The organism is Bradyrhizobium sp. S69 (genome assembly GCF_009766005.1).
GTDB lineage: Bacteria > Pseudomonadota > Alphaproteobacteria > Rhizobiales > Xanthobacteraceae > Bradyrhizobium.
This window is the reverse complement of record NZ_LMUK01000032.1, coordinates 107,228-133,147: the sequence shown is the minus strand read 5'-3', so window position 1 is coordinate 133,147 and position 25,920 is coordinate 107,228. Positions and strand designations below refer to the sequence as shown.

24 protein-coding genes are annotated in these 25,920 nt (G+C 63.0%); 14 read left to right on the top strand and 10 right to left on the bottom strand.

Going from position 1 to position 25,920, the window contains the following annotated elements; translation table 11 throughout:
* Nucleotides 1-30 precede the first annotated feature (30 nt).
* Entirely contained in the window at nt 31-1,320 is a 1,290-nt protein-coding gene (ispG, locus tag GSQ88_RS13270; protein ID WP_159008203.1) for a flavodoxin-dependent (E)-4-hydroxy-3-methylbut-2-enyl-diphosphate synthase, read from the bottom strand.
* Nucleotides 1,321-1,588: 268 nt separating this feature from the next.
* Between ispG and GSQ88_RS13265 the strand changes: the two genes are divergently transcribed.
* Nucleotides 1,589-2,464, top strand: a complete 876-nt coding sequence (locus GSQ88_RS13265) for a sulfurtransferase (RefSeq protein WP_159008202.1) — start codon at nt 1,589-1,591, stop codon at nt 2,462-2,464.
* Between the two features lie 146 nt (nt 2,465-2,610).
* Nucleotides 2,611-4,491: a hybrid sensor histidine kinase/response regulator gene (locus GSQ88_RS13260; protein WP_159008201.1), complete on the top strand. Its 1,881-nt coding sequence runs from the start codon at nt 2,611-2,613 to the stop codon at nt 4,489-4,491.
* A gap of 237 nt (nt 4,492-4,728) precedes the next feature.
* Here the strand turns inward: GSQ88_RS13260 and GSQ88_RS13255 are convergent, their stop codons facing one another.
* Nucleotides 4,729-5,526: a LuxR C-terminal-related transcriptional regulator gene (locus GSQ88_RS13255; RefSeq protein ID WP_159008200.1), complete on the bottom strand. Its 798-nt coding sequence runs from the start codon at nt 5,524-5,526 to the stop codon at nt 4,729-4,731.
* A 447-nt stretch (nt 5,527-5,973) separates the two neighbouring features.
* Here GSQ88_RS13255 and GSQ88_RS13250 point away from each other — a divergent pair, with 447 nt between their 5' ends.
* From GSQ88_RS13250 to GSQ88_RS13230, 5 genes are all read left to right on the top strand, one after another.
* Nucleotides 5,974-7,206 carry an acyl-CoA dehydrogenase family protein gene (locus tag GSQ88_RS13250; protein ID WP_159008199.1) on the top strand — a complete coding sequence of 411 codons (1,233 nt, stop codon included), beginning with the start codon at nt 5,974-5,976 and terminating at the stop codon, nt 7,204-7,206.
* Between the two features lie 73 nt (nt 7,207-7,279).
* Nucleotides 7,280-8,083, top strand: coding sequence for an alpha/beta fold hydrolase (locus tag GSQ88_RS13245; protein WP_159008198.1), 804 nt, complete (start codon nt 7,280-7,282; stop codon nt 8,081-8,083).
* Between the two features lie 45 nt (nt 8,084-8,128).
* Nucleotides 8,129-8,572: a cupin domain-containing protein gene (locus GSQ88_RS13240; protein ID WP_159008197.1), complete on the top strand. Its 444-nt coding sequence runs from the start codon at nt 8,129-8,131 to the stop codon at nt 8,570-8,572.
* A gap of 59 nt (nt 8,573-8,631) precedes the next feature.
* Nucleotides 8,632-9,900, top strand: coding sequence for an MFS transporter (locus GSQ88_RS13235; RefSeq protein ID WP_159008196.1), 1,269 nt, complete (start codon nt 8,632-8,634; stop codon nt 9,898-9,900).
* Nucleotides 9,901-10,290: 390 nt separating this feature from the next.
* The gene (locus GSQ88_RS13230) at nt 10,291-11,262 is read left to right on the top strand and encodes a Dyp-type peroxidase (RefSeq protein ID WP_159008195.1); all 972 of its coding nucleotides are present in this window, start codon (nt 10,291-10,293) and stop codon (nt 11,260-11,262) included.
* A 23-nt stretch (nt 11,263-11,285) separates the two neighbouring features.
* On the opposite strand, the gene GSQ88_RS13225 is transcribed toward GSQ88_RS13230, so the two are convergent.
* Nucleotides 11,286-11,711 carry a GFA family protein gene (locus GSQ88_RS13225; RefSeq protein ID WP_159008194.1) on the bottom strand — a complete coding sequence of 142 codons (426 nt, stop codon included), beginning with the start codon at nt 11,709-11,711 and terminating at the stop codon, nt 11,286-11,288.
* 80 nt (nt 11,712-11,791) lie between these two features.
* Nucleotides 11,792-12,124, bottom strand: a complete 333-nt coding sequence (hmuQ, locus tag GSQ88_RS13220; RefSeq protein WP_159008193.1) for a heme-degrading protein HmuQ — start codon at nt 12,122-12,124, stop codon at nt 11,792-11,794.
* 215 nt (nt 12,125-12,339) lie between these two features.
* On the opposite strand from hmuQ, the gene GSQ88_RS13215 reads away from it, so the two are divergent.
* From GSQ88_RS13215 to GSQ88_RS13205, 3 genes are all read left to right on the top strand, one after another.
* Nucleotides 12,340-13,182, top strand: coding sequence for an amidohydrolase family protein (locus tag GSQ88_RS13215; RefSeq protein WP_159008192.1), 843 nt, complete (start codon nt 12,340-12,342; stop codon nt 13,180-13,182).
* 83 nt (nt 13,183-13,265) lie between these two features.
* Nucleotides 13,266-14,672 (top strand): class II fumarate hydratase, encoded by a 1,407-nt coding sequence (gene fumC / locus GSQ88_RS13210; RefSeq protein WP_159008191.1) that lies wholly within the window; start codon nt 13,266-13,268, stop codon nt 14,670-14,672.
* Nucleotides 14,673-14,705: 33 nt separating this feature from the next.
* Nucleotides 14,706-15,938 carry a threonine/serine exporter family protein gene (locus GSQ88_RS13205; RefSeq protein ID WP_159008190.1) on the top strand — a complete coding sequence of 411 codons (1,233 nt, stop codon included), beginning with the start codon at nt 14,706-14,708 and terminating at the stop codon, nt 15,936-15,938.
* Nucleotides 15,939-15,950: 12 nt separating this feature from the next.
* Here the strand turns inward: GSQ88_RS13205 and GSQ88_RS13200 are convergent, their stop codons facing one another.
* Both GSQ88_RS13200 and GSQ88_RS13195 read right to left on the bottom strand, forming a co-directional pair.
* Nucleotides 15,951-16,826 (bottom strand): DMT family transporter, encoded by an 876-nt coding sequence (locus GSQ88_RS13200; RefSeq protein WP_159008270.1) that lies wholly within the window; start codon nt 16,824-16,826, stop codon nt 15,951-15,953.
* Nucleotides 16,827-16,934: 108 nt separating this feature from the next.
* Nucleotides 16,935-17,426 carry a Fur family transcriptional regulator gene (locus GSQ88_RS13195; RefSeq protein WP_159008189.1) on the bottom strand — a complete coding sequence of 164 codons (492 nt, stop codon included), beginning with the start codon at nt 17,424-17,426 and terminating at the stop codon, nt 16,935-16,937.
* Nucleotides 17,427-17,683: 257 nt separating this feature from the next.
* Between GSQ88_RS13195 and GSQ88_RS13190 the strand changes: the two genes are divergently transcribed.
* The 4 genes from GSQ88_RS13190 to GSQ88_RS13175 all read left to right on the top strand — a co-directional run bounded on the left by GSQ88_RS13190 (nt 17,684) and on the right by GSQ88_RS13175 (nt 22,247).
* On the top strand, nt 17,684-18,166 hold the full coding sequence (locus tag GSQ88_RS13190; protein WP_159008188.1) for a MarR family winged helix-turn-helix transcriptional regulator: 483 nt from the start codon (nt 17,684-17,686) through the stop codon (nt 18,164-18,166).
* Complete coding sequence (locus tag GSQ88_RS13185) at nt 18,159-19,319, top strand: HlyD family secretion protein (protein ID WP_159008187.1); 1,161 nt, start codon at nt 18,159-18,161, stop codon at nt 19,317-19,319. The genes GSQ88_RS13190 and GSQ88_RS13185 overlap by 8 nt, the downstream gene beginning before the upstream one ends.
* A gap of 6 nt (nt 19,320-19,325) precedes the next feature.
* Nucleotides 19,326-20,888, top strand: coding sequence for an MDR family MFS transporter (locus GSQ88_RS13180; protein ID WP_159008186.1), 1,563 nt, complete (start codon nt 19,326-19,328; stop codon nt 20,886-20,888).
* Nucleotides 20,889-21,167: 279 nt separating this feature from the next.
* Entirely contained in the window at nt 21,168-22,247 is a 1,080-nt protein-coding gene (locus GSQ88_RS13175) for an LLM class flavin-dependent oxidoreductase (RefSeq protein WP_159008185.1), read from the top strand.
* 39 nt (nt 22,248-22,286) lie between these two features.
* Here GSQ88_RS13175 and GSQ88_RS13170 read toward each other — a convergent pair whose 3' ends face one another.
* The 4 genes from GSQ88_RS13170 to pcaF form a co-directional block, all read right to left on the bottom strand.
* Entirely contained in the window at nt 22,287-23,180 is an 894-nt protein-coding gene (locus tag GSQ88_RS13170; RefSeq protein ID WP_174248003.1) for a dioxygenase family protein, read from the bottom strand.
* Between the two features lie 15 nt (nt 23,181-23,195).
* Complete coding sequence (gene pcaG / locus GSQ88_RS13165) at nt 23,196-23,789, bottom strand: protocatechuate 3,4-dioxygenase subunit alpha (RefSeq protein ID WP_159008183.1); 594 nt, start codon at nt 23,787-23,789, stop codon at nt 23,196-23,198.
* Nucleotides 23,790-24,491 (bottom strand): protocatechuate 3,4-dioxygenase subunit beta, encoded by a 702-nt coding sequence (gene pcaH / locus GSQ88_RS13160; protein WP_159008182.1) that lies wholly within the window; start codon nt 24,489-24,491, stop codon nt 23,790-23,792.
* Between the two features lie 113 nt (nt 24,492-24,604).
* Nucleotides 24,605-25,813, bottom strand: coding sequence for a 3-oxoadipyl-CoA thiolase (gene pcaF / locus GSQ88_RS13155; RefSeq protein WP_159008181.1), 1,209 nt, complete (start codon nt 25,811-25,813; stop codon nt 24,605-24,607).
* Between the last annotated feature and the right edge of the window lie 107 nt (nt 25,814-25,920).

Below are 25,920 nucleotides of genomic sequence, written 5' to 3'. Positions count from 1 at the left end.
TCCTTCTTGTGCGGGACCGTGGCTTGTTGATTATTCCGCCGCCGTCACGGCTTCCGGCTTCTTGGCGCCGGCGCCGTACTTCTGGTCGATGTAGTCGATCACCAGCGCCTTGAAGTCGGCCGCGATCGACGGGCCGCGCAGGGTGCGGAATTTGTGGCCGTCGACGAACACCGGGGCTGCCGGAGTTTCACCGGTGCCGGGCAGCGAGATCCCGATATTGGCGTGCTTTGATTCGCCGGGGCCGTTGACGATGCAGCCCATCACCGCGACGTTGAGCGCCTCGACGCCGGGATATTGCGTCTTCCAGCCCGGCATTTCCTCGCGGATGAAATCCTGGATCGAACGCGCCAGTTCCTGGAACGTGGTCGAGGTGGTGCGGCCGCAACCGGGGCAGGCCGCCACCAGCGGCACGAAGGTGCGGAAACCCATGGTCTGCAAGAGTTCCTGCGCGACCTGAACTTCCAAGGTGCGATCGCCGCCGGGCTCCGGCGTCAGCGAAATCCGGATGGTGTCGCCGATGCCTTCCTGCAACAGAATGCCGAGCGCGGCCGACGAGGCCACGATGCCCTTCGATCCCATGCCGGCCTCGGTGAGGCCGAGATGGATGGCGTAATCCGAGCGCGACGCGAGCGTCTGATAGACCGCGATCAAATCCTGCACGGCGGACACCTTGGCCGACAGGATCATCTTGTTCTTGGGCATGCCGAGCTCTTGCGCCCGCGCCGCCGAGAGCAGCGCCGACTGCACCATGGCCTCGCGCGTCACCGCGCGGGCGTCGCGCGGAGCGGCCGAGGCGGTGTTCTCGTCCATCAATTTCGTCAGCAGTTCCTGGTCGAGCGAGCCCCAATTGGCGCCGATGCGCACCGGCTTGTCGTTCTTGTTGGCGATCTCGATGATGTCGGCGAACTGTGTGTCGCGCTTGTTCTTGAAGCCGACATTGCCGGGATTGATGCGGTATTTGTCCAGCGCCTCGGCGCAGGCCGGATAATCCGTCAGCAGCTTGTGGCCGATATAATGAAAATCGCCGATCAGGGGCGTGGTGATGCCGCGCTTGCGCAGGCCATCGCGGATATGCGGCACGGCGGCGGCGGCTTCATCGCGATCCACCGTAATGCGCACCATTTCGGAACCCGCGCGCGACAGCGCTGCGACCTGGGCGATGGTGCCTTCGATGTCGGCGGTGTCGGTGTTGGTCATCGACTGCACCACGATCGGCGCACCCCCGCCGACGGCGACATTGCCGACCATGACCTGGGTGGTTTGATGCCGGGCGCTGGGGCCGGCGACGTCGTCTTGCGGTGGCTTGATGGGCTTGTTCATGGGCTCACAAATATCAGGTTTTGGTGACATTCACCAAGGGAGCGGCGAGGATCGCGCGCACCATACGGATTCGGGTACTTTTCTCTTAGATATCAGAGACTTATATTGGCCGCCATCACTGAGTGCAGGGCCGAGGGCTTGAAGCGATCCCTGAGCGCTATATTGGACAGGAATCGCCGGATTGAAAGGGGAGGGAACGCCGGGGGCCTTCCTTTTCAGCCCGCAGGGTACATCCTATCATCGGACAAAACAGCGCCAGAGGCGGAACATGTCAGGTCAAAACGGACTCATCACCTCAACGGAACTCGCCGGTTTGCTGGGTCGGCCCGACCTGCGGCTGTTCGACTGCACGACGTATCTCGAACCCGCCCCTGCGGGCAGCGAGCACCCCTATGTCGCAGTTCCCGGACGTCACACCTTCGAGGCCGGGCATATTCCCGGCGCCGATTTTCTCGATCTGCAAGGCGAGTTCTCCGATCGAAGCACCACACTGCACTTCATGATGCCCGCCATCGCGCAACTGGAGGCGGCGTTCGGCCATCACGGCGTGTCGGCCGGCAACCAAGTGGTGCTGTACAGCATCGGCACGCCGATGTGGGCGACGCGCTTCTGGTGGATGCTGCAATCGCTCGGCTTTGCGAACGCCTCGGTGCTCGACGGCGGTCTCGACACCTGGAAGATCGAAGGCCGCGCCATCGAGACCGGGCCGGCAAAGGGATACCCATCCGCGACATTCACCGCAAAACCGAAGCCGGGATATTTCGTCGGCAAGAACGACGTGCTCGCCGCCAAGGACGACCGCAGCACCGTCATCGTCAACGCACTCGGCCCGCAATTCCATAGGGGGTTGGAGCCCAGCCGCTACGGCCGTCCGGGACGCGTGCCCGGCAGTTGCAACGTGTCGGCGGCAACCTTGCTCGATCCGCAAACCAAAGCCTTCGTGCCACTCGCCGACGCCGAGGCAAAATTCGCCGCCCAAGGCATCACAAAGGACAAGCGAGTGGTCGCCTATTGCGGCGGCGGCATCTCCGCCACCGTCGATCTGTTCCTGCTGCATCGGCTTGGTCATCGCGACCTCACGCTCTACGACGGCTCGATGGGCGAATGGGCCAAGGACGCATCGCTGCCGATCGAGACCGATTAGCGGGATCGTCATACCCACTACCGGGTCTCGCCTCGGCCGCGATTTGGCGCGCGCCATCCCGCGATTTTGCCCGGCGATGGCTAAGGTTTCATCGCCTTGGGAACAATTTGGCTCCAAATGTATTTGGTGCCTTTAGGGGTATTGTAATGGCGCAAGGCAAGAAGCTCGAACGCGACCTGTTCGAAAGCGAGCGTAATTTCCGGCTTTTGGTGCAAGGCATCACCGATTACGCGATTTACCTGCTTGACCCCCAAGGACACATCACCAGTTGGAACGCCGGCGCTGAGCGCATCAAGGGATATAAAGCCAAGGAAATCATCGGCAAGCATTTCTCCGTCTTCTACACGGAGGAGGACAAAGCTCGCGGCATGCCGAAACGCGCGCTGGAAATAGCCCTCAAGGAAAAACATTTCATCGCCGAAGGCTGGCGTATTCGCAAGGACGGATCGCGATTTTTTGCCTCCGTCGTCATCGATCCGATCTATGAAAAACGGAGATTGATCGGCTTTGCAAAGATCACGCGCGACATCACGGAGCGCGAGAAAATGCTTTCGGAGCTGAACAGGAGTGACAGCCAGTTCAAAACGCTGGTCAGCGGCGTAACCGACTATGCCCTGTACATGCTGGACCCCGACGGCATCGTTTCAAACTGGAATGCGGGCGGCGAACGCATCAAGGGCTATTCCGCGAAGGAAATCGTCGGGCAACATTTCTCGCGGTTCTATACGCCGGCCGATCGCGCCAACGGAAAACCTGCCAATGCGCTCAGAACGGCCTTGGAGACGGGTCATTATGAAGAGGAGGGTTGGCGCGTCCGGAAGGACGGTTCTTTTTTCTGGGCAAACGTCGTCATCGATCCGATCCAAAACGAGGCCGGCGAGCTGATCGGTTATGCCAAGATCACGCGGGATATCACCGAGCGCAAGGAGGCGCAGGAAAAGCTCGCGAAAATCCAGCAACAACTTGCGGAATCGCAGAAGCTCGATGCGCTCGGTCAACTGACCGGCGGCGTCGCCCATGATTTCAACAATTTGCTGATGATTATTTCCGGCAACATTCACACTATCAAGAAGGAAGCCAGCAGCCCGAAGTCGGTCCGTGCGTTGCGATCGATCGAGCTTGCTTCAGAGCGCGCGGCTGCGCTCACCCGCCAGTTGCTGACTTTCGCGCGGCGCCAAAGTGTTCAACCGCAAACCATCAAAGTCGCCGGGCGCCTCGATGCTCTGCGAGACGTCTTGAACAGCGGCCTGGGCGGCACGGTATCGCTGGTGATCGATGTCGAAGATGACACCTGGAACATCTTCGTCGATCCAAACGAATTCGAAACCGCGCTGGTGAACCTTGTCGTCAATGCGCGTGACGCGATGCCGGAAGGCGGTTTGGTCACCATCAAAGCGAGGAATATGCCGGGTGAAAATCTGGTGGCCATCTCGGTTGAAGATACCGGTACCGGAATTCCAGACGATATCGCGGCAAAGGTATTCGATCCGTTCTTCACCACCAAACCGGTCGGCAAAGGTACCGGTCTTGGCCTGTCGCAGGTGCACGGGTTCGCCTATCAGGCCGGGGGCTCGATCGATCTGAGGAGTACCCTGGGCGAGGGCACCAAAATCACGATCTGCCTGCCGAGATCGACAGCCGCGCAGGTGCCGCAAGATGACTCTCTATCGGCAGCCCGCAACGGCACCGTTCTTCTGGTCGAGGACAATCCCGAAGTGGCGGACGCAAGCAGCGGCTTGCTGCGACAGCTCGGCTACACCGTCCGCTGGGCCTCGGACGCTTCGGCTGCCTTGGTGGAGATCGAAAACAACAAAATCGATATCGTTTGCAGCGATATCGTAATGCCGGGAAAGCTGGATGGCGTGGGACTGGCCAGAACCATTCGAGAGCTGCACCCGAAAATGCCCATTCTGCTTCTGACAGGCTACAGCGGCAACGGAAGCGAGGTCGACCTGCCGTTTCCCATTCTGCGCAAGCCCTACCAGCTGCACGAATTGAGCAGGGAGCTGGAAAAACTCACGTCATGATCCGGGATGATTGGCGTCGAATGGGTGCGCGCCGATGGCGCACGATGCCGGCCGCGATTTCCCTTCACCTCTCCCGTTGGGAGAGGTCGGCGCGTAGCGCCGGGTGAGGGGTTAGGGCCTTTCGCTTGGTAGTAAGAACCCTCACCCGATTTGCTTCGCAAATCGACCTCTCCCCGGCGGGGAGAGGTGAAGCGAAGCGCGCGCTCCGGCTTAACTAGTGTCATCATGCACGCCTGGCTATTGCTGCGACATCCCGCCGAGCAGGCAGGCCACGAGGCCGGTGCGGTTATGGGTGCCGAAGCGTTTGCAAAGATTGGCGACGTGCTCCTTCACCGTCTGGTCGGAGATCCCCATCTCGCGCGCGATTTCCTTGTTGGTCTGGCCGCGGCACACCCGGATCGCCACGTCGGCCGAACGCGGCGGAAGTGCTGCCATCGACACGGGCGCCGCATTTCGCAGCAGGATGGCGGACGAACTCCCGCTCGCGGGAGATCCACTCTCACCGCCGGGCAAAGCCGTCTGGCCGGCTTTCCTGATGTTGGCCAGCGCCAGCGACGCGGCGCGGCACAACATCTCCATGCGCTGCCGCTGCAACGGCGTGTAGGCCGAGGCCTCACGGGTCGCGGTAAACAGCACGCCGACGATCCTGTTCTCGTGGCGCAGCGGCCCGCCCATGTTGCAGCCAAAACCCCAGTGCCGAAGCATCTCCAGCGACGTGCTGCGCGGCCAGCCGTCGGTGCCCAGCAGCGACGCGCCGTCCACGGTACGTCCCTGGGTGAGGATACAGTCGAGCACCGGATCGCTCTTCCAGAAGCCGGATCGATAATTGTCGAGGAAGTCTTCGGCGACATGCTGGCTGTAGGCCAAATCAGGCTCGACGGCATCCAGCAGATAGAGGCCGACCGTGGCGGAAGCGGTCAAGTCGCGCAGCGCCGTACCGCAGGCAATGCCGAGGGCGTCAAGCGACCGGCTTTCCGCGATCGACATCATGCGATCGGCCAAATGATCGTTCTGGAACCCGGAAACCGCTTGCACGCTTCCCTCGCTTGGATCTGACATAAAAACGGCGCAAGAGAACGACTCAAGGCGCGCCTTGAGCGCGCCTCCGCATTCCCCTTATACAGGCTCTCCGCAACCTGTTGTTTGGTCAAGCGAAAAAAAGCAGCAAGCCTTGAGGCGCAGCGCTTAGTTTTACCGCATCTGCTAACATCGGCCACCGAGCTAACGCCGGCGACTGAGCCGATCCCCCCATCATGGGGGATTGTCGGTGGCGTTGCGCTCCGCCTAGCTTCACAGCGGGATGCGACTGAGCGGCGACAAGGGATCGGCATGACCGTCGCGTCGTCGCCGCGCGATCCGAACAAGAATGTCTTCAACGTCAAGCGAGGCTCAAAGCCCCGGTTGCGTCCGCATGCGGGCGCGCGACCGGCCGTGCTTTGGCGCCGCGGCGGAGACAGCAGACTTAAACGAGGGATGTCGACCATGAACGTATCGGTGAAGCCCACCACGATCGAAACCGCTGCGACCCCGGTCGCGGAATTCCACGCGCGGCTCGACGCGTTGCTGCCGCTGATCGAGGCGCAAGCCAGCGAAGCTGAAAGCCTCACCCATTTGACCGACGACGTGGTGGCCGCGATGCGCAAGGCCGGCATCTACACCATGCTGTTCCCGAAAGCCGTCGGCGGCCCCGAGCTGTCGCCCTACGACGCCATGACGGTGGTCGAGCGGTTGTCCTACGTGCATGCCTCCGCTGCCTGGTGCGTGATCGGCAACAACATGGAAGGCACCACCATGGCGATCTACATCGCGGACAGCGGCATCGACAAGGTGTTCGCCAACGGGCCCGACATCACCATCGCCGGCAACGGCGTGCCGCGCGGCTTCGCGCGCCCGGTCGACGGCGGCTACATGATCCGCGGCCATTGGGCCTATGGCAGCGGCATCCAGCACGCCGAATGGGTGCATTCCGGCTGCTTCGTCACCGATGCCACGGGCAAGGACATGATCATCCAGCCCAACGGGCAGCCCAAGATCGTGGTCACGCATCATCCGCGCTCGACCATCAAGCTGCTCGGCAATTGGGATGTGCTCGGCCTGCGCGCCACCGGCAGCTTCGATTATACGCTGAGTGAAGGCGACGAACTGTTCGTTCCCACCGAGATGACCTACGACTTCGACATCGGCGCGCCGCGGCGCGGCGGCGCCCAAGGCGCGCTCGGCCTTGCCGGCTACAGCGCCTGGGCGCATTCCGGCTGGGCGATCGGCGTCGGGCGCCGGATGCTCGACGAACTGGTGAAAGTGATCGTGCCGCGCCGCGATCCCTTCGGCCAATCGAGCGACAGCGCCAGTTTCCGGTTTCAGTTCGCGCAGGCCGAAGCGCGCTACCGCGCCGCCCGGGCGCTGGTGCACGAAACCTGGCGCGGCGTCTCCGAGACCTGCAGTCGCGGCGAGAAGCCGTCGCTCGACCAGATGACCATGATCAAGCTGTCGCTGCGGCACATTCACGACGTGATTTCCGACGTCGGCACCTTCGCGCACCGGGCGTCGCGCGGCGCCTCGTTGCACAACACGGCGATGCAGCGCTGCTATCGCGACATCCATTCGGGGACCCAGCACATCCTGATGGCGGACCAGATCGTCGAGGAATGCGGCAAGGCGCTGCTTGGCCTGCCCGGCCCCACCGCGCAATGGACTGTGTTCGGCGTCACCGGTTGATTCCAGAGCACATCGCAAACCGCCGCCACACTGACATCGCATCCGTAAGCGCGTTGCATGGGAGACCGAAGGCATGACCGAGGGAAGTGGAAGCGCGATCGACAGCACAGCCGGCTTCGCGCGCGCCGAATACGACATCAATGGCATCCGTACCGTCGTGCTGTCGATCGGCCGCGGGCCGGAACTGGTGTTCCTGCACGGCACCGGGACATTTCCCGGCTTCGAGATGGCGCGCGGCTGGGCGGCAAAACACAAGGTGATCATTCCCTACCATCCCGGCTTCGGCGATTCCGGCGACGCCGAGACGCTCGACAGCATCGACGACTACGTGCTGCACTACATGGACCTGTTCGACCGGATGGGGCTGCACAATTTCGATCTGGCCGGCTTCTCGCTCGGCGGCTGGCTTGCCGCTGAATTCGCGATACGCCAGCCGCAGCGGCTGCGCCGCGTGGTGCTGGTCGCGCCGGCCGGCCTCGTGGTCGAGGAAGCGCCGGCGCCCGGGCTATTTGACTTCCCGCCGCAGGAATTGCCGGCCTATCTGGCGCATGATCCGGCCGTGGTGCTGCGCTATTTCCCGAGCGCACCGGATCCCGCTTTCGACGCGCGGCTCGGCCGCGAAGTCACCGGCTATGCCAAATTGATCGGCGCGCATCCGCAGGGCAACCCGAAGCTGCGGCAATGGCTGCATCGCATCACCGCGCCGACGCTCGTGCTGTGGGGCGCGCAGGACCGGCTGCGGCCGACCGCGCAGGCGCAGGCCTGGATGGCCGGTCTTCCCAACGGCACGCTCAAACTGGTTCCCGCGACCGGCCATCTGGTGTTCGAGGAGACGCCGGAGGCCGCTCACATCGTCACTGATTTTCTCACCGGCTGAGCCGGCTTGGGCTGAACCGGCGCGATCCGAACAGGAGGACCCTCGATGACCATGATGCCCGCCGGAATCACCCCGGCCAGCGAAGCATTCGACAACGTCGTCTGGAACATTCTCGGCCAGACCTACACGCTGAAACAGCAAAGTGCGGACTCGCTGGCCTGGCACGCGGTGTTTCCCGACGGCACCTTCGTGCCGCCGCATATCCACCCGACCCAGGACGAATTCGTCTATGTGCTGAGCGGTCGCTACGATCTGTGGCTGGACGGCAAGGATTTCACAGCCAAGGCCGGCGATCTGGTGCGGATGCCGCGCGGCATTCCCCACGGCATCTTCAACAAATCCGGCGAGACCGCCACCAGCCTGTTCTGGGTGACGCCGACCCGCTCGCTCAAAACCCTGTTCGACCGCATCCATCAGGTGCCGGACCCGGCGGAAGTGGTTCGCATCGCCGCCGAACACGACGTCAATTTCCTGCCGCCACCGGCCTGAACCGCCAACGTCTCCTCCAACGTCTTGCCGATTTTCAACCGATCAACAAGGGGTCGACCATGCACTGGACAACGCTTTCCGAATCCGACCGGGCCCGCATCGGGCGCTGGCAGAAATGGATGCTGGCTCTCGCTTTCGTGTGCGAGATGTTTCTCGCCGCCGACTGGTATGCCTTCGCGGCGGTGATTCCCTGGATCTCGCAGACCCTCAACCTCAACCCCGAGCAGGCCGGCCTCGCCCAAGGCATCTTCGCCGTCACGGTCGGCATCGGCATGGTGGCGTGGTCGCCGCTCAGCCGCAACATGTCGGCGCGCAGCCTCTTGCTGATCGGCCTCGTCGGCACCGGCATCGGCATGGTGTTGCAGGTGTTCGTGCAGAGTTACGCCCAGCTCTTGGCGCTTCGCCTGATCATCGGCTTCTTCGACGCCGCGATCTTCATCGGCAACATGAAGCTGATCTTCGGCTGGTTTCCGCAATGGCGCCGCGGTGCCGTGGTCGGCATGATCCTCGCGGCCTACAGCCTCGCGATCACCATGGACTTCGCGATGGGAATTCCGCTGACGCTCGCCACCAGTTGGCGGCACTTCTTCGCCGTACTGGCGGCCGGCACCCTGATCGTGGCCGTGCTCGACGCCATCTTCGTCAAGGCGGGGCCTGCCGAAATCGGCTATGCGGGTTTTGCCTGGGAAAACGAACCGGCGCGCGCGCATCTGCCGGTGACCGAAATCTTCAAGTCAAAATGGATCGCGGTTGGCGGCCTCGGTATCGCCGCCTGCACCTTCGCGCTTTCCGGCACCGCGACCTGGGTGGTGCCGGCCTTCATCACGGTGCAGCACATGCCGCCGGCCTCCGGCGCCATCATCGGCACCGTGATGGGACTGTCGCAGGTGCTGTTCCTGATCATCGGCGGCTACATGGCCGACAACATGGGCAAGACCTTCATGATCAAGCTCAGCGCGCTGCTGGCGACGCTGACGGCGATCCTGTTCCTGACCAGCACGGTCTATGAGATGAGCTTCCTGGCGCTGGTCGCGTATGCGGCGCTGAGCGGACTTGCGGTGCTCGGCGGCGGCGCGATCTTCTCGCTGATGAGCGAGAAATACCCTGATACGCTGGCGCCGGCCGCGATCGGCTATTCCGAGGTGTTCGGCATCCTCGCCAGCTTCGCAGCACCATGGTCAATGGGTGCGATCATCCACGCCACCGGCGGATCGTTTCCGGCAGCCTTTGTGCTGTTCGCGGCGGTCGAGGCCGGATTCCTCGTGCTGCTGCTGGTGCTGGCGCGCGACACCACGCGGATGCCTTCCGCCGTCACCGCGGCGGAATGACGGGAAGCGAGTCGCCGGCGCTCGGCTATTTTGTGATGAATACGGGTGAGGCGTGACGGCTATTCTTCTCCCTCGCCCCGCTCTTGCGGGGAGGGGCGTAGGCGGCCTGCCGGCCGCCGTCCTTACCTGATAGAAGAACGCCGATGCGAAGCATCGGCTATGGTGAGGGGCTCTTACTTGCAGCGAGTTCTGACTCGCGGAAAGGCCCCCTCACCCGAAATTCGCTTTGCGAATTTCGACCTCTCCCCGCAAGCGGGGGCGAGGTGGATGAACTTCCCGATCGCGCGACACCCGCGCGCCTTTCGCGCACGGCGCAACACCGCGTGCTGTTGCCTACCGGCTTGTGATCGCGATATCCTTTACTGCCGGGAGCAAGCGGGGAATTCGAACATGTCGGGCAAGAATTGGGACAGGGTGCCGATCGACGCGCAGAGCATCGACGCTCCGCTGTCGATGGCGGCGGTGTTTCTCGTGGTCACGGTTGCCAACGAAGCCAGCACGCTCGCCAAGGTTTGCTCGGTGCTCGATGGGCTTGACGATCTGGTCAAGACGGTTGGCTTCCGCGATCTTTCCGGCCGCCTTTCATGCATCGCCGGGATCGGCCGCGCGCTCTGGGATCGCTTGCGCCAGGACAAACGGCCGAAAGAGCTGAAACCGTTCGCACCGATCCAGGGAGCGGTTCATGCGGCGCCGGCGACACCGGGCGACCTGCTGTTCCATATCCGATCCGAACGCCCCGATTTGTGCTTCGAGTTCGAGCGGATCCTGCTCGACAGCCTTGGCGACGGCGTCACGATGGTCGACGAAGTCTCGGGCTTTCGATATTTCGATGCGCGCGATCTGCTTGGCTTTGTCGATGGCACGGCCAACCCGACCGGACTCGATTTGCCCGCATCGGCGCTGGTCGGCGACGAAGATGACGACTTCGCCGGAGGCAGCTATGTCGTCGTGCAGAAATATCTGCACGATCTCCGCGCCTGGAAGCAAACGCCAACGCCTGTCCAGGAAGAAATCATCGGCCGCACCAAGATCGACAACATCGAAATCGATGACGACGACGCGCCGCGCAAATCGCACAAATCGCTCGCCACCATCACCGATGCCGATGGCAACGAATATGACATCCTGCGCGACAACATGCCGTTCGGCCGACCGGGACATCAGGAATTCGGCACCTATTTCATCGGTTATTCGCGGTATCTGTGGGTGATCGAGAAGATGCTGCAACGCATGTATGTCGGCGATCCGCCAGGAGCGTACGACCGCCTGCTTGATTTCTCGACGCCGCATACCGGCGCGACGTTCTTCGCGCCGACCCGTTCCACGCTGCAGATGCTGGTTCAAGCGGCGCCGGAGAAGTAGCGCCTTCGCCGCCCGTCACCTTGCTATTCGGGAACCGCTTCGCCCGATCCACCCAACTCGGCCGGAAAATCCTTCAGCTTCGGCAGTCCGTCACGCATCGGCAACACGGTCTCGACATAGTTGACGTGGACGCCGGGAACGAATTTGAGCGTGGGCAAGGTCGCCGCGAAGACGTCGACCAGAGCGAGCGGCGGATGGTTGGTCATCAGATGACCGCCGCATTTCGTACAATATTGCCGCTGGCTGACCGGGGTCTTTTGATACATGCCGACATGCTCGGCGCCAGCCGTGACCCGCACCGCGCCTGGTTGCCAAAGCGTAAAAGCGTTGACCGGTCCGCCCGACCACGAACGGCATGACTGGCAATGACAATATCCCATGCCCTCCGGGTCCCCGGAGACTTCGAGCTTAACCGCGCCGCAAAAACATTCGCCTTTATGTATTGCCATTGTGCTTCCTCCGCTGGTTTCTTGATTATCTCCGACGATGGCGACCTATGATACCATCATCGCGGATCGACGCGACGGCGTCACGCCGCCGCGGTGGCGGCGCCTTTCACGGTCTGAACCGTCTCGAAACCCTCGAACTGAGGATGCCCGAGATACAGCGGCTTGTTTTCGCCGGCCCTGGCATGCGCGGCGCGAAACGCCTCCGATTTGGTCCACGCCTCAAAGGTGGCGCGGCTGCTCCAGATCGTGTGGGATGCATACAGCGTGTGATCTTCGGCTTCGGGGCCCCTGAGCAAATGGAATTCGACAAAGCCCGGCACCTTGTCGAGATGACTGTCGCGTGACGCCCAGACATGCTCGAAGGCGGCTTCGGACCCCTTGGTGACCTGGAAGCGGTTCATGGCGATAAACATCTGACGTCTCCTGAGTGCCGTTTGATAGCCAGTTCTACCCGCATTCAAGCTGTCAATAAATAGCTAGCGCCTGCGACCGTCGAAGCAGCAACGCTGCCGCGCCTTTGCGCTCTGGACACCGGCCCGCCGCATTGTCCAAAATCGTTCGGCCCAGACGTGTTGGGCCAAGACTTGCGCAGACTTGTCACTTATTTGGCACAGAGGAGCCGCCCCCGATGACGATCGTCGATTCCCAGGTCCATGCCTATGAAGCCAACACGGCGAAGCGGCCGTGGCACAGCGTGCCGAACTGGCCCGATCACGTCACCGGCGACGAGATGGTGGCGGCGATGGACAAGGTCGGCGTCGATGGCGCGATCTTCATCTCGGCCTTTTCGATGTACCGCTATGATTCGAGCTATGCCGTCGACGTGCAACGCGCCCATCCCGGTCGGCTCGCCATCGTCAAGCCGGTCGATCCGGATGATCCAGATGTCGCCGATGTGGTCGCCGACTGGAAGCACACACCGGGGACGGTCGGGATCCGCATCATGCTGACCAAGGAAAACAACCGCGCGCCTGACCATCCCGGGCTCGACCGGATTGCACGCGCCGCGGTTCGCCACGATTTTCCGGTCAACCTGTTGTGCTGGGACAATCTGGACGCGGGCATCGCATTGGTCGATCGCCATCCCGATACGCGCTTCATCATCGACCATCTCGGTATCCTGCAGCCACGCGTGCCGCCGGCGCCGCCAGAGCCCTGGGCCGACCTGCCGAAGGTGCTGGAACTTGCGAAGCGCCCGAACGCCGTGATCAAGGTCAGCGGCGCCTGCACGTTGTCGCGCGAGCCATATCCTTTTCCTGACATCTGGGATCCGCTGGCCCGCGTGTTCGACACCTGGGGTTTTGAGCGTTGCCTGTGGGGCACCGACTGGACCCGCGCCTTCGCCGTCGTCAATTACGAGCAGGCCGTCGAGCCCTTCCTGAGCAACAGCCGCCTCAGCGACAGCGAGCGCGCCATGCTGATGGGCGGCGCCTGCATCAAGGCCTATCGCTGGTCGCCGAAGAAGGCGTAGCGCCCGCCAATCCCCAGGCGTAAAGCCAATCGCAGGAGATCGACCCACCCTCCCTAGTTCCCATTGCAACGTAGGAGAGACCTATGGCCGGCATGAGGAAAGAGACCGACAGCCTCGGTGTTGTCGAAGTACCCGAAGACAAATTGTGGGGCGCGCAAACCCAGCGCTCCCTGGAGCATTTCAGTATCGGCAAAGATCTGATGCCCCGTGAGATGATCACGGCGTACGCCACCCTGAAGAAAGCCTGCGCCATTGCCAACCACGCCGACAAGCGGCTTGACGATCAGCGATACAAATTGATCGTTCAGGCCTGCGACGAAATCCTCGCGGGCGAGCACCACGACATGTTTCCGCTGCATGTCTGGATGACCGGCAGCGGCACCCAGTTCAACATGAATGTCAACGAAGTGATCTCCAACCGCTGCTGCCAACTCGCAGGCACGCCGCTTGGCAGCCACGCTCCGGTTCACCCCAATGACCACGTCAACATGGCGCAGTCGTCGAACGACACGTTCCCGTCCGCGATGTATATCGCCGCCGCCGTCAACGTGAAGCAGCGCCTGATCCCCGCGGTCACGGCGTTGCGCGATGCGATCGCGGCGAAATCGCAGGCGTGGAACGACATCGTCAAGATCGGGCGCACCCACATGCAGGACGCCACGCCGCTGACACTGGGTCAGGAATGGTCCGGCTATACCGGAATGTTGTCGGAGGCCCTGGAGTGGCTCGAGATGGCCCTGCACGGCGTGTATCGCCTGGCGCTTGGCGGCACGGCGGTCGGGACCGGCATCAACTCGGCGCCGGGCTTTGCGGAAGCGGCGGCCGCCGAAATCGCCAGGCTGACGGGACTGCCGTTCGTCACCGCGCCCAACAAGTTCACTGTGCAGGGCGCCCACGACGCGCTGGTTCAGCTCTCCGGAACGTTGCGCACTTTGGCGGTGTCGCTCTACAAGATCGCCAATGACATTCGCCTGATGTCCTGCGGACCGCGCGCCGGATTTGCCGAATTGGAGATCCCCGAGAACGAGCCGGGCTCCTCGATCATGCCGGGCAAGGTCAATCCGACCCAATGCGAAGCCCTGACGATGGTCGCGGTGCAGGTGATGGCCAACGACGTCGCGGTGGGTTTTGGCGGCGCCGGCGGCTACCTTGAAATGAACGTCTACAAGCCGCTGATCATCTACAACATTGCCCACTCCATCACGATCATGAGCGATGGCTGCGTGAACTTCCGCAAATTCCTGGTCGAGGGCACCAAGCCCAATTTGAAGAAGATCAACGAGTACGTCGAGCGTTCGCTGATGCTGGTGACCGCGCTTGCGCCGATCATCGGCTACGACGAGGCGTCGAAGATCGCCCATTACGCCACGGACAACGATCTGACGCTGAAGGCCGCCGCGTTGCAACTGGGCTTCGTCACGGAGGCCGAATTCGATCGGGTCGTCGATCCGAAGAAGATGGTGAGCCCCTATGTCGCAAGCGACGCCTGAGCGTCGGCCAAGACCAGATTGGGAGAAGCTGAGATGCCGTCGGATGAGCGATCCAATCTGGTACTCGCGCTCGCCGGTATTCTCTTCGTCAACGGACAAGCCACCGAACAGACCGTGGCGGCGACCGAGGGGCTCGCGCGCCGGCTGGGATTGCGCGTCACGCTGATGCCGCGCTGGGGCGAACTGCAGCTTCAATCCAGCGATAAAGACGTCAATCTGATCTCCCAGCTGGCCGCCGATCCCACCGGCGTGGACATGGACCGCGTGGCTTCCGCGATGCGGCTGGTCCAGGATGTCGAAACGGCCAAGGTTGCGCCCGCGGCCGCGATGAGGGTACTCGGCGCCATCTCACGGGCGCCACCGGCGCCGACCTGGCTTTTCACGCTCGCCGCCGCGGCTGGCGCGATGGCCCTGGCCGTGATCTTCGGCGTCAAACAACCCGCCGCCGCCGTGCTGATATTCCTCAGCGGCGGCGCCGGCGCGGTGCTGCGTCGCGGCCTGTCGCGATTGAGCGCGAACGTCTTCGTCCAGCCCTTTTGCGCGGCACTCCTCGCCGGAATCATTGGCGCGCTCGCCGAGCGTTACCAGTTGAGTTCGTCGCTGCGTCTGGTCGCGGTCTGCCCTTGCATGGTGCTGGTGCCGGGGCCGCACATCCTCAACGGCGTGCTGGACCTCGTCAACGGCCGCATCCATCTCGGCGCCGCCCGTTTGATCTACGCGATGCTCGTCACGGCGGCGATCTCGATCGGCTTGCTGCTTGGACTGGCGACGCTCGGCGTCTCGCTGCCGGCCGATGCGGCCGGCGAGACCGTGCCTTTGTGGCAAGACATGATTGCCGCCGGCGTCGCCGTGGCCGCTTACGGCATCTTCTTCTCGATGCCACCCCAGATGCTGCCCTGGCCGGTAGCGGTCGGTATGGTGGCCCATGCGCTGCGGTGGGCGACACTCACGATGTTCGGTTTCGGTGTCGCCGGCGGCGCCCTTGTGGCTTGCGTCGTGGTCGGGCTCGTCCTCACGCCGGTCTCGCGCCGTTGGCACATGCCGTTTGCGGCCATCGGCTTTGCCTCCGTGGTGTCGATGATCCCGGGCGTCTACATTTTCAGAATGGCCAGCGGCCTCGTGCAGATTGCCGGCGGATCGCAACCGAACCTCGAACTGATCGGGGCGACCATCGCCGACGGCACGACGGCCGCCACCATTATTCTGGCGATGAGTTTTGGGCTTATCGTTCCCAAGATGGCGATCGACTATCTCAGCGATCGATGAGCGCTGTTCAACTCACGCCGGAACGTTCGGATCAGGCACCAGCTTCGGATCCGGCTTGTTGACGAGATAGAGCCCCGCGATCACGAACAGCGCGGCGGCGCCGAACACTGGGGTCAGCGTGTCGTGCATGATGAAATAGCTCGCCGCGACACCGAACAGCGGCGTGATAAACGTGAAGGCCGACAATTTGCTGGCCGAATAGTTTTTCACCAGCGCGAACCACAGCACGAAGGTCAGCCCGACCACCCAGAACGCCTGATAGGCCAATAGCGCGACCGCCAGCGGACCGGGCGGATGCGTGATGGTCTCGCCCGAAACCCAGGCGGCAAATCCCAAGATCGGAATCGATACCGCCACCTGATAGCCGAGCACCTTTTCGGCCGCCGCGTTGCGCAAGCTCGTGCCCTTGGCAACCAGCGTGGTCGCGGCCCACAACGCACCGCCGCCGACCACCATGAGATCGCCGAGCAATACGCTGGCATTGACATTGGGCTGGGGCACGCCGATCGCCAGCGCGACGCCGGCGAAGCTCAAGCCCAGCCCGCCCCATTGCAACGCGGACAGCCGCTCGCCCAGGAACTGATGCGAGCCCAGCGCCACGAAGAACGGCGCCGCATAGAGAAATACCACCGCGCGCGACGCCGAGGTCAGCAACAGCCCTCGATAGATCAGCACGAATTCGAGGCCGAACAGCAGCCCCGCGAACAACCCGGGGCCAAGCGTGCCGTCGCGCCGGAAGAATTTCACGCCGCGCAGCCAGCCGATGCAAAGGATCACCGGCAACGCGCCGCAGGAGCGGATCATCGCCTGCAGCATCGGCGGAACGTCGGGCAATGCCAGCTTCACCGCGATCTGATTAAAACCCCAGCTCACGCACAACATCAGCATCAGCGCGATAGCGCCCGCGCTGAGCGGACTCCCGGCGGAGGAGGTCACTTGATTTGGCGGCATTATTCCTCGTGACCGGCTTGGCGCCGTGTTGTTTATCGAGCGCCTTTATCGCGCGCCCTGGCAGTGCGCGCAGGTACCGGTGATCTCGACCACGGATAATTTCGGCGTAAAGCCGCTAGAGCGCGCCGCGGCATTGAGGCTTTGCGCCACCGGCGCTGCGGGAATTTCACCGACCGAACCGCAGTGCTCGCAGATCAGGAATGCCACCATGGCGGCGGTGTCGTGGTCGTGCGCGCAGGCGAGATAGGCGTTGCGGCTTTCGATGCGGTGGACAAGACTGTTGTCCATCAGGAAATCGAGCGCGCGATACACCGTGATCGGCGCCGGTCGCGGCATCGATTTGGCGAGTTCGTCGATCACTTCATAGGCGCCCAGCGGCCGGTGACTGGACAACAGCGCCTGCAACACCCGACGCCGGATCGGCGTGAATTTCTGCGCCCGTTTCGCGCAAACCCCTTCGGCATGGCTCATCGCGTCCGCGGTGCAGCGGTCGTGGTCGTGATCCGGTGCCGGAAATGTCGGTTTGGCGGCTGTCATGGCCATCAACATGTAGCATTTAGCCCGGCAATCCCAAATGCCGCCGTGCCTTTTTCCTGCCCTGATTACGGATCGAGCCGCCGACCGGACTGGTTCCAGTCGAGCCGTCCTCGCCAAGGCAAGCCCCTGTCCAGGGACCTGACCTGTCCTGCCAATTTTCAAGCCATGTGCTTTCGGAGGGTCAGCCTTCCATTAAGCTGCCATCAATAAATCATAAGCAAGCTTATTATATGTAAGCTCATAGAGAAGAGATGCCGATGCCCCGTGGTTCCGCGGACGCGAGTTTTTTGTTTACGCTGGGCGAGTTGCACCGCCTGGTCCGGCTTTATGCCGACAGGCAGGCCGCGCGTTACGGCATTACCCGCGCGCAATGGGCGGTGCTGGCCAGGATCGAGCGCAGCGAGGGTCTGAAACAGACCGAACTCGCCGAACAGCTGGAAATGCAGCCGATCACGCTGACCCGACTGATCGACAAGCTGTCCGACCATGGCTGGATCGAACGCCGCGGCGATGACAGCGACCGTCGCGTCAACCGGCTCTATCTGCGCAAGGCGGCCCGCCCGCTGCTCGGGAAACTGAGCGGGCTGCGCTCCGAAATCACCGCGACCGCGCTCGACGGCATCAACCCGTCGGACGCGCATCGCCTGCTTGCCCAACTGGAATCGATCAAGGAAAACGTGCGCAACGCGATCCAGGTTCCCCCGGGCGAATCTCCCAAGAAAGAACCGCGTTATGGCTGATCCCGTCCTGAAATTCCCGCCCGAGCAGAAGGGCAGCCAGCCCGATGCGGGCAAGCAGCTCGCCGCGCCGCCGCGTCGCCGGCTGGTGGACGGCCTGAAGCGCTACCGCCGCGTGCTGTTGCTGGTGGTGTTGCCGATCGTGGCCGTGATCACAGGCTTCGTCTTCTATCTCAATGGCGGCCGCTATGTGACGACCGACGACGCCTATGTCGGCGCGCAGAAGGTGCTGATCACGCCTGACATCTCCGGCAAGATCGAAAAGGTCGTGGTTCACGAAGGACAGCTCGTCAAGCAGGGCGACGTGCTGTTCGAGATCGATCCGATCCCGTTCCGGCTTGCGGTCGACCAAGCCAAGGCGACGCTCGCACAGGCCAAGACCAGCTACAACAATTTCCGCGCCAATATCGGGATTTACGGCCAGATGGCCGACCTGATGCAGCAGGCCATCGACCTCAAGCACAAGGACGTCGAGCGTAAGTCGACGCTCGCCAAGAGCAATTTCGGCTCGCAGCTCGACCTCGACAATTCGTCGAACGCGTTGGTCACCGCGCAGGCGGAAGCCGCTTTCGTCCAGCAACAGCTTTCCAACGCCAAGACCCAGTTGCTCGGCGATGCCAATTTGCCGCTCGAGCAATTCCCGCCTTATTACCAGGCCCAGGCGGCGCTGGCCCAGGCCGAACGCAACCTCGACCATACCGTGATGCGCGCGCCGATGGGCGGCATCGCGACCCAGGTCGATCAGATCCAGCTCGGCCGTTTCGTGATGGCGGGCGCGCCGGTGTTCTCCGTGATCGACGTCGCGCAGCCCTGGGTCGATGCCAACCTGAAGGAATCGGATTTCACCCATGTCGAGGTCGGACAGCAGGTCGACATCGACGTCGATGCGTTCCCCGATCATGCGTTCAAGGGCACCATCGGCTCGCTGAGCCCCGGCACCGGCGCGCAATTCGCGATCCTGCCGCCACAGAACGCCACCGGCAATTTCGTCAAGGTGGTGCAGCGCGTGCCGGTGCGGATCTATTTCGACAGCAATGACAAATACGTGCAGCGGCTGAAGGCCGGCATGAGCGCCTACACCACGATCGACACCAGGCATCAGCGTTCGCTCGCGGCATTGCTCGGCCTGTCGAAGGCCCAGGCGAGCCAGGACTGATCGGCGATGAGCCCGACGTCGCTCCCGGTTTCATCCGCGGTTCCCGGCCTGCGCCGGAACATGGTGACGATCTGCGCGATGACCGCGACCATCATGCAGGCGCTGGACACCACCATCGCCAATGTCGCGCTGCCCTATATGCAGGGCAGCCTTTCGGCATCGCAGGACCAGATCAACTGGGTGCTGACGTCGTATATCTGCGCCGCCGCGATCATGACCGCGCCGGTGGGCTGGATCGCCAACCGGTTCGGCCGCAAGCGTATTTTCATCATCTGTTCGGCCGGCTTTACCATTGCGTCGGTGATGTGCGGCGTGGCGCAGAACATCAACCAGATGGTGCTGTTCCGGCTGCTGCAAGGCGTGTTCGGCGCGGCGCTGGTGCCGCTGTCGCAAGCCGTGATGCTGGATTCCTACGCGCTGCATGAACGCGCCAAGGCGATGGCAATCTGGGGCATGGGCGTGATGATGGGCCCGATCATGGGCCCTTCGTTGGGCGCGTGGCTGACCGAGACCTATTCCTGGCACTGGGTGTTCTTCGTCAATATTCCGTTCGGCATCGTCACGGTGGCCGGCCTGATGATCTTCATGGACGAGACCAACAAGAATCTTGACCTGCGGTTCGACTGGTTCGGGTTTCTCGCGCTCGCGATCGGGATCGGTAGCTTGCAGGTCGCGCTCGACCGCGGCGAGCAGCTTGGCTGGCTGGGATCCAATGAAATCATCGGCGAGTTCATCGTTGCGGCCGTCGGCTTCTATTATTTCTTCGCGCATTCGTTCACCACGCCAAAGCCGTTCATCCAGTTCGCGATCTTCAAGGACCGGAATTTCGTCTCCGGCTGCGTGTTCATGGCGGTGATGGGGCTCGTGCTGTATTCGACCATGGCACTGTCGTCGCCCTATCTACAGAACGTGATCGGCTATCCGATCATCACCGCGGGCCTGTTGCTGGCGACCCGCGGTTCCGGCACCTTCGTCGCCATGATGCTGGTCGGCCGCCTGATGAAATATATCGAGGCACGCACGCTGATCATCGCCGGCCTCAGCCTGACCGGCTTTTCGCTGTTCTACATGACCGGCTGGACCGACCAGACCGGCGTGCCTGAGATCGTGACGGTCTCCATCGTGCAGGGCTTTGGCTTCGGTCTGGTGTTCGTGCCGCTGAGCACGGTGGCGTTCCTGACCTTACCCAATCATCTGCGCACCGACGGCACCTCGATGCTGACCCTGATGCGCAACGTCGCCAGCTCGATCGGCATTTCCGTCGTGATCGCGCAGCTCACCGAAGGCGGCCGGCGCGACTACGCGATCCTGTCCGAGCACATCACTCCGTTCAACCATGCGATGCAGATGCCGAACGTGCGCGGCTTGATCGACATGAGTTCCGACGGCGGCCGGGCGCTGGCCGATGCCATGGTCGCGATCCAGGCGCAGATCATCGCGTTCTCGCAGGACTATCAGCTGGTGATGTTCTTCATCCTGGGCTCGATCCCGCTCGCGATCATGATCGGCTCGACCAAGGTAGCCCTGCGCGGCCAGCAGGCTGCCGCGGAACACGCCGTGATCGATTAGCGCACGATGATTATTGATTGAATCGGCCGCGATTTCCCTTCACCTCTCCCGTTGGGAGAGGTCGGCGCGCAGCGCCGGGTGAGGGGTTAGGGCCCCTCATTTGGTGTAAGAGCCCTCACCCGATTTGCACCGGACGATGCTTCGCATCGCCGGGAGCAAATCGACCTCTCCCCGCCGGGGAGAGGTGAAGGTATTCGACCCCTTGTCGACCCCTTGCCATCCCGGATGGCGGAGAGTTTATTTGGCGTCAATCAATCGCCAAAAGAACAGGGGAACGCCATGCCAGCAAAAATCCTCGGGATGATCGGCACCCAGATGGAGGGTGTCGCGGTCCACCTGATCAAGGGACAAATCTCGCGCGACTGGGTGATCGATTTCACGCGGCTGCACGAACAGTGGGATTATGATTCCGTGCTGGTGGGGTATTACGCCTCGGCGGCCGAAGGCTTTGGCATCGCGCAGTACGCGGCAACGCACACCGAACGGATAAAATTTCTGATCGCCCACCGGCCGGGTTCGGTGGCGCCCGCGCTGGCGGCGCGACAGGTCGCGACCTTCGACCAGCTGACGCAGGGGCGGATGTCGCTGCATATCATTGCCGGTACCACCGATCAGGATCAGGCCAGCGAGGGCGACTTCCTGCCCAAGGCCGATCGTTACCGGCGCGGCGGCGAATATCTCGAGGTCATGCAGAAGATGTGGCGCAGCGAAAGTCCCTTCAATCACCGTGGCGAATTCTACCGGGTCGAGGGCGCCTATTCCGACATCAAGCCCTATCAGTCGCCCTATCCCACGCTGTTCTTCGGCGGCTCGTCCGACGGTGCGTTGCAGATGGGCGCCGAATATTGCGACGTGTTCGCGATCTTCGGTGAGCCGCTCGCGGAGACGGCCGCCCGCGTCGATGACTTCCGGCGCCGTGCCGCCAAATTCGGTCGCAAGGTGGGCTTCAACATGTCGCTTCGCCCGATCATGGCGGCGACCGAGGGAGAGGCGTGGGACAAGGCGCATCATCTGCTGGCGGATGTCGAGCGCAAGACCGGCCCGGCGCCCAAACCGGGCAACCATTCCAGCGAACGCCTGGTCGCGTTCGCCGCGCGCGGCGATGTGCATGACGAGCGGCTGTGGATGGGAATAGCGCGCGCCACCGGCGCACCCGGCAATACCTCGTGCCTGGTCGGAACCGCCGAACAGGTCGCCTCGGCGGTGCTGCGCTATTACCGTCTCGGCATCCATTCGTTCCTGCTGCGTGGTTTTGAAAATCCGCAAGACACGGTCGCGATCGGCCGCGACCTGATCCCGCTGATCCGGGCCGGCGCGATCGAGATCGAGATCGACCGCGAAGTGCAGGCGGCCGAGTAACGCTTTACACGCGGCGACGCGCAAGCTTTCCCGTCGTCGCTATTTTATCGGCGGGCGCGGAAGCACGGCGTCGCCTGCTTCCATTTTGTAGACATGATCGAGCGAGTACCAGGGCGAACCGACATCGCGGTCGGTCGGATGCGCCTCGTCATGGCGCACGAAATTGCCGATCAACGCCTTGGTCACGCCGAACTGAACGTCGCTGTCGATGTGCGGATCGGCGGGATCGTAGATCTGCGAAATCAACACCTTGAATCCCGGTTTGAAGATCAGCGCGTGGAGATGCGCCGGCCGATAGGGATGCCTGTCCTGCGCCTTCAACAGCCGCCCGACCACGCCGTCGGTCGGGATCGGATAACCGATCATCATCACCGAACGGAACGAGAAGCATCCGTCGGTGTCCGTGGTGAACTTGCCCCTCAGGTTCATGTCGGCCTGTTCGGGATCCTGATTTTCGTAAAGACCCACCGGCGAAGCGTGCCACACGTCCACTTCCGCCCCAGTTACCGGATCGCCGGCCCGGTCCACCACGCGTCCGTTGACGAACAGCGCCGGACCGGGCGTCGCGGAGCGGACGATGGAGCCGCCGTTCTCGACATGGGGCGAGTGCAGCCGCCAAAACGGGCCGAGCAGGGATTGCGCGGTCTCGGTATTGCCCTGATCGCCATTGTTCAGAAGGCATACCAGCGACGAGACGCCCAGCGAGCCGGCGATCAGGATGACTTCGTTGTGCGTATCGGTCGAGAGCTTGCCCAACTCGCCGACGATGGCGGCGGCTTCGCGGAATTCCGCTTCGGTCAGCCGCACGTCACGAACAAAGCCGTGGAGGTGCTTGACCAGAGATACCATGATCTCGCGCAGCCGCGGATCGGACGTCCGCTCCATGACGGACGTCGCGGCCACCGTGACATCCTGCTGACGTTCGATCATTATGGCGCGCTCCACCCCTTACACGTCGAAAAAAACCGTCTCTTCGTCGCCTTGCAAGCGAATATCGAATCGATAGACGGCGCGGCCACCGCTGGTCTCGCGGGTCGCGATCAGCGTGGCGCGGCGGTCGGCCGGCACCAGCGCCATCACCGGGTCGGCGGCGTTACCCGCCTCGCCGTCGAAATAAATCCGCGTATAATTGTGCAGCAGCATGCCGCGCGCGAAAATCGCCAGCAGCAGATGCGGCGCCTGCGGCTTGCCGTCGGGATCGGGCACAATACCGGGCTTGATGGTGTCGAATACATAGTCGCCGTTCGGATCGGTGCCGCAGCGGCCGAATCCCTTGAAGCTCGAATTCGGCAGCGCGCGCGCATCCTGCGGATCGGAGAACCGCCCCTGCGCATCGGCCTGCCAGATCTCCAGCATGCAATCCGGCACCGGCGCGCCGTCGCCGTCGAACACCCGGCCTTCGACGCGGATACGCTCGCCCGACGTGTCCGGCGTCACCAGATTGTTGGTGAAGGCGTCGTTCCAGTCGTATTTACCATCCGGGGTCAGCCCATATTTGAAGAACGGGCCGACGGTCTGCGAGGGGGTCAAGCCGTTTTGCACTTACTTGGTCTCCATCGGCGTGGCGTTATGGCCGCGCAGCACAATGTTGAAGCGGTAGCACAGCGCCCAATTCGGCTGGGTATTCTCCAGGTCGAACGACGACACCATCCGCATCCGCGCCTTCTCGTCCGGCACCGAATTGAAGATCGGATCGAACTCGAACAAGGGATCACCGGGGAAATACATCTGCGTCACCAATCGCGAGATGAAGGAATGGCCGAACACCGAGAAATGGATATGGGCCGGCCGCCAGGCGTTGTGATGGTTGCCCCAGGGATAGGCGCCGGGCTTCACGGTGATGAACTTGTAATAGCCCTGCGCATCCGACTTCGCGCGGCCCGCGCCGGTAAAGTTCGGGTCGAGCGGCGCCGGATGCTGGTCGACCACATGGACGTAGCGGCCGCAGGCATTGGCCTGCCACAGTTCGACCAGCACGTTCGGCACGCCGCGGCCGTCTTCGTCGAGCACATGGCCGTGCACGATGATGCGTTCGCCGAGCGGCTCGCCGGCGGCCTGGATGGTGAGATCGTGATCGTTCTCGCGCACGGTCTCGTGGCCGTACACCGGTCCGGTCAGCTCTGTCAGCGTATGCCGCATCGGGATCAACGGCTTTTGCGGCGAGCGTTTCAGCGTGCTGCGGTAGCCAGGCGACAACCGCGGCGGATGCGCAATGAGGCTGGAGACGGGATAGGAAAGGGTCATCGGCGGGCTCTCCGGTAGCTATCCGTCATTGCGAGCGCAGCGAAGCAATCCAGGAAAACAAGCAAGACTGGATTGCGTCGTCGCTGCGCTCCTCGCAATGACGTGTTGGACGGTCAATTCACCATCTCGATCGCCATCGCGACGCCCTGGCCGACGCCGACGCACATGGTGGCGAGCGCGCGCTTGCCGCCGCGCTTTTCCATGCCGTGCACCGCGGTCATTGCGAGGCGCGCACCGCTCATGCCGAGCGGGTGGCCGAGCGCGATCGCGCCGCCATGCGGATTCACAAAGTCCGCATCTTCCTGAACGCCGAGCTGGCGCAGAACCGCGATGCCTTGCGAGGCAAAGGCTTCGTTGAGTTCGATCAGGTCGAAATCGCTGATCTTCAGGCCGAGCCGCGCCATCAGCTTGCGGGTCGCCGGCACCGGGCCGATGCCCATGATGCGCGGCGGCACCGCCGCCGAGGCCAGCCCAAGAATCCGCGCGCGCGGCGTTAGCCCGTGCTTTTTCACCGCGGCTTCGGAGGCGAGGATCATCGCCGCGGCGCCGTCATTGACGCCCGAGGCGTTGCCGGCCGTGACGGTGCCGGGATTGCGTACGATCGGCTTGAGTTTTGCCAGGGCTTCGAGCGTGGTTTCGGGACGCGGATGTTCGTCCTTGTCGACGATAACAGGGCCGGCCTTGCCGCCGGGAATCGTGATCGGGGTGATTTCCTCGGCAAAATAGCCCGCCGCGATCGCTGCGCCGGCGCGCTGCTGCGAGCGGATCGCGAACGCGTCCTGATCGGCGCGCGACACCTGGAATTCCTCGGCGACATTCTCGCCGGTCTCGGGCATCGCATCGACGCCATATTGCGCCTTCATCAAAGGATTGATGAAGCGCCAGCCGATGGTGGTGTCGAAAATATCGGCCGAGCGCGAAAACGCTTCCGACGCCTTGCCCATCACGAACGGCGCCCGCGTCATCGATTCGACGCCACCGGCAATCGCAAGATCGATCTCGCCGGCGCGGATCGCGCGCCCCGCGGCGCCGACCGCATCGAGGCCCGAGGCACACAGACGGTTCAGGGTCTGGCCGGGAACCGAGTCCGGCAGCCCCGCGAGCAGCAGCGACATTCGCGCCACATTGCGGTTGTCCTCGCCGGCCTGGTTGGCGCAACCGTAATAGACCTCATCGACCTGCGACCAGTCGAGATTGGGATGCCGCGCCATCAGCGCCTTGATCGGGGCGGCGCCCAGATCGTCGGCACGGACCTTGGCCAGCGACCCGCCGAAGCGGCCGATCGGGGTACGGACGGCATCGCACACAAATACATCACCCATTGAATCTCTCCCTGAATGCCGCGTTTCCACGCATAACGGCTGGATTGATGGCGAGTTTTAGGAGCGGCCAAGCGGCAGGTCAATTGTATCAGGCGGACCAGCGCCGC

Coding starts and splice junctions, on each gene's coding strand:
- ispG (WP_159008203.1), bottom strand. CDS start 1,320: ATGAACAAGCCCATCAAGCCACCGCAAGACGACGTCGCCGGCCCCAGC.
- GSQ88_RS13265 (WP_159008202.1), top strand. CDS start 1,589: ATGTCAGGTCAAAACGGACTCATCACCTCAACGGAACTCGCCGGTTTG.
- GSQ88_RS13260 (WP_159008201.1), top strand. CDS start 2,611: ATGGCGCAAGGCAAGAAGCTCGAACGCGACCTGTTCGAAAGCGAGCGT.
- GSQ88_RS13250 (WP_159008199.1), top strand. CDS start 5,974: ATGAACGTATCGGTGAAGCCCACCACGATCGAAACCGCTGCGACCCCG.
- GSQ88_RS13245 (WP_159008198.1), top strand. CDS start 7,280: ATGACCGAGGGAAGTGGAAGCGCGATCGACAGCACAGCCGGCTTCGCG.
- GSQ88_RS13240 (WP_159008197.1), top strand. CDS start 8,129: ATGACCATGATGCCCGCCGGAATCACCCCGGCCAGCGAAGCATTCGAC.
- GSQ88_RS13235 (WP_159008196.1), top strand. CDS start 8,632: ATGCACTGGACAACGCTTTCCGAATCCGACCGGGCCCGCATCGGGCGC.
- GSQ88_RS13230 (WP_159008195.1), top strand. CDS start 10,291: ATGTCGGGCAAGAATTGGGACAGGGTGCCGATCGACGCGCAGAGCATC.
- GSQ88_RS13225 (WP_159008194.1), bottom strand. CDS start 11,711: ATGGCAATACATAAAGGCGAATGTTTTTGCGGCGCGGTTAAGCTCGAA.
- hmuQ (WP_159008193.1), bottom strand. CDS start 12,124: ATGTTTATCGCCATGAACCGCTTCCAGGTCACCAAGGGGTCCGAAGCC.
- GSQ88_RS13215 (WP_159008192.1), top strand. CDS start 12,340: ATGACGATCGTCGATTCCCAGGTCCATGCCTATGAAGCCAACACGGCG.
- fumC (WP_159008191.1), top strand. CDS start 13,266: ATGGCCGGCATGAGGAAAGAGACCGACAGCCTCGGTGTTGTCGAAGTA.
- GSQ88_RS13205 (WP_159008190.1), top strand. CDS start 14,706: ATGCCGTCGGATGAGCGATCCAATCTGGTACTCGCGCTCGCCGGTATT.
- GSQ88_RS13200 (WP_159008270.1), bottom strand. CDS start 16,826: ATGCTGATGTTGTGCGTGAGCTGGGGTTTTAATCAGATCGCGGTGAAG.
- GSQ88_RS13195 (WP_159008189.1), bottom strand. CDS start 17,426: ATGACAGCCGCCAAACCGACATTTCCGGCACCGGATCACGACCACGAC.
- GSQ88_RS13190 (WP_159008188.1), top strand. CDS start 17,684: ATGCCCCGTGGTTCCGCGGACGCGAGTTTTTTGTTTACGCTGGGCGAG.
- GSQ88_RS13185 (WP_159008187.1), top strand. CDS start 18,159: ATGGCTGATCCCGTCCTGAAATTCCCGCCCGAGCAGAAGGGCAGCCAG.
- GSQ88_RS13180 (WP_159008186.1), top strand. CDS start 19,326: ATGAGCCCGACGTCGCTCCCGGTTTCATCCGCGGTTCCCGGCCTGCGC.
- GSQ88_RS13175 (WP_159008185.1), top strand. CDS start 21,168: ATGCCAGCAAAAATCCTCGGGATGATCGGCACCCAGATGGAGGGTGTC.
- pcaH (WP_159008182.1), bottom strand. CDS start 24,491: ATGACCCTTTCCTATCCCGTCTCCAGCCTCATTGCGCATCCGCCGCGG.
- pcaF (WP_159008181.1), bottom strand. CDS start 25,813: ATGGGTGATGTATTTGTGTGCGATGCCGTCCGTACCCCGATCGGCCGC.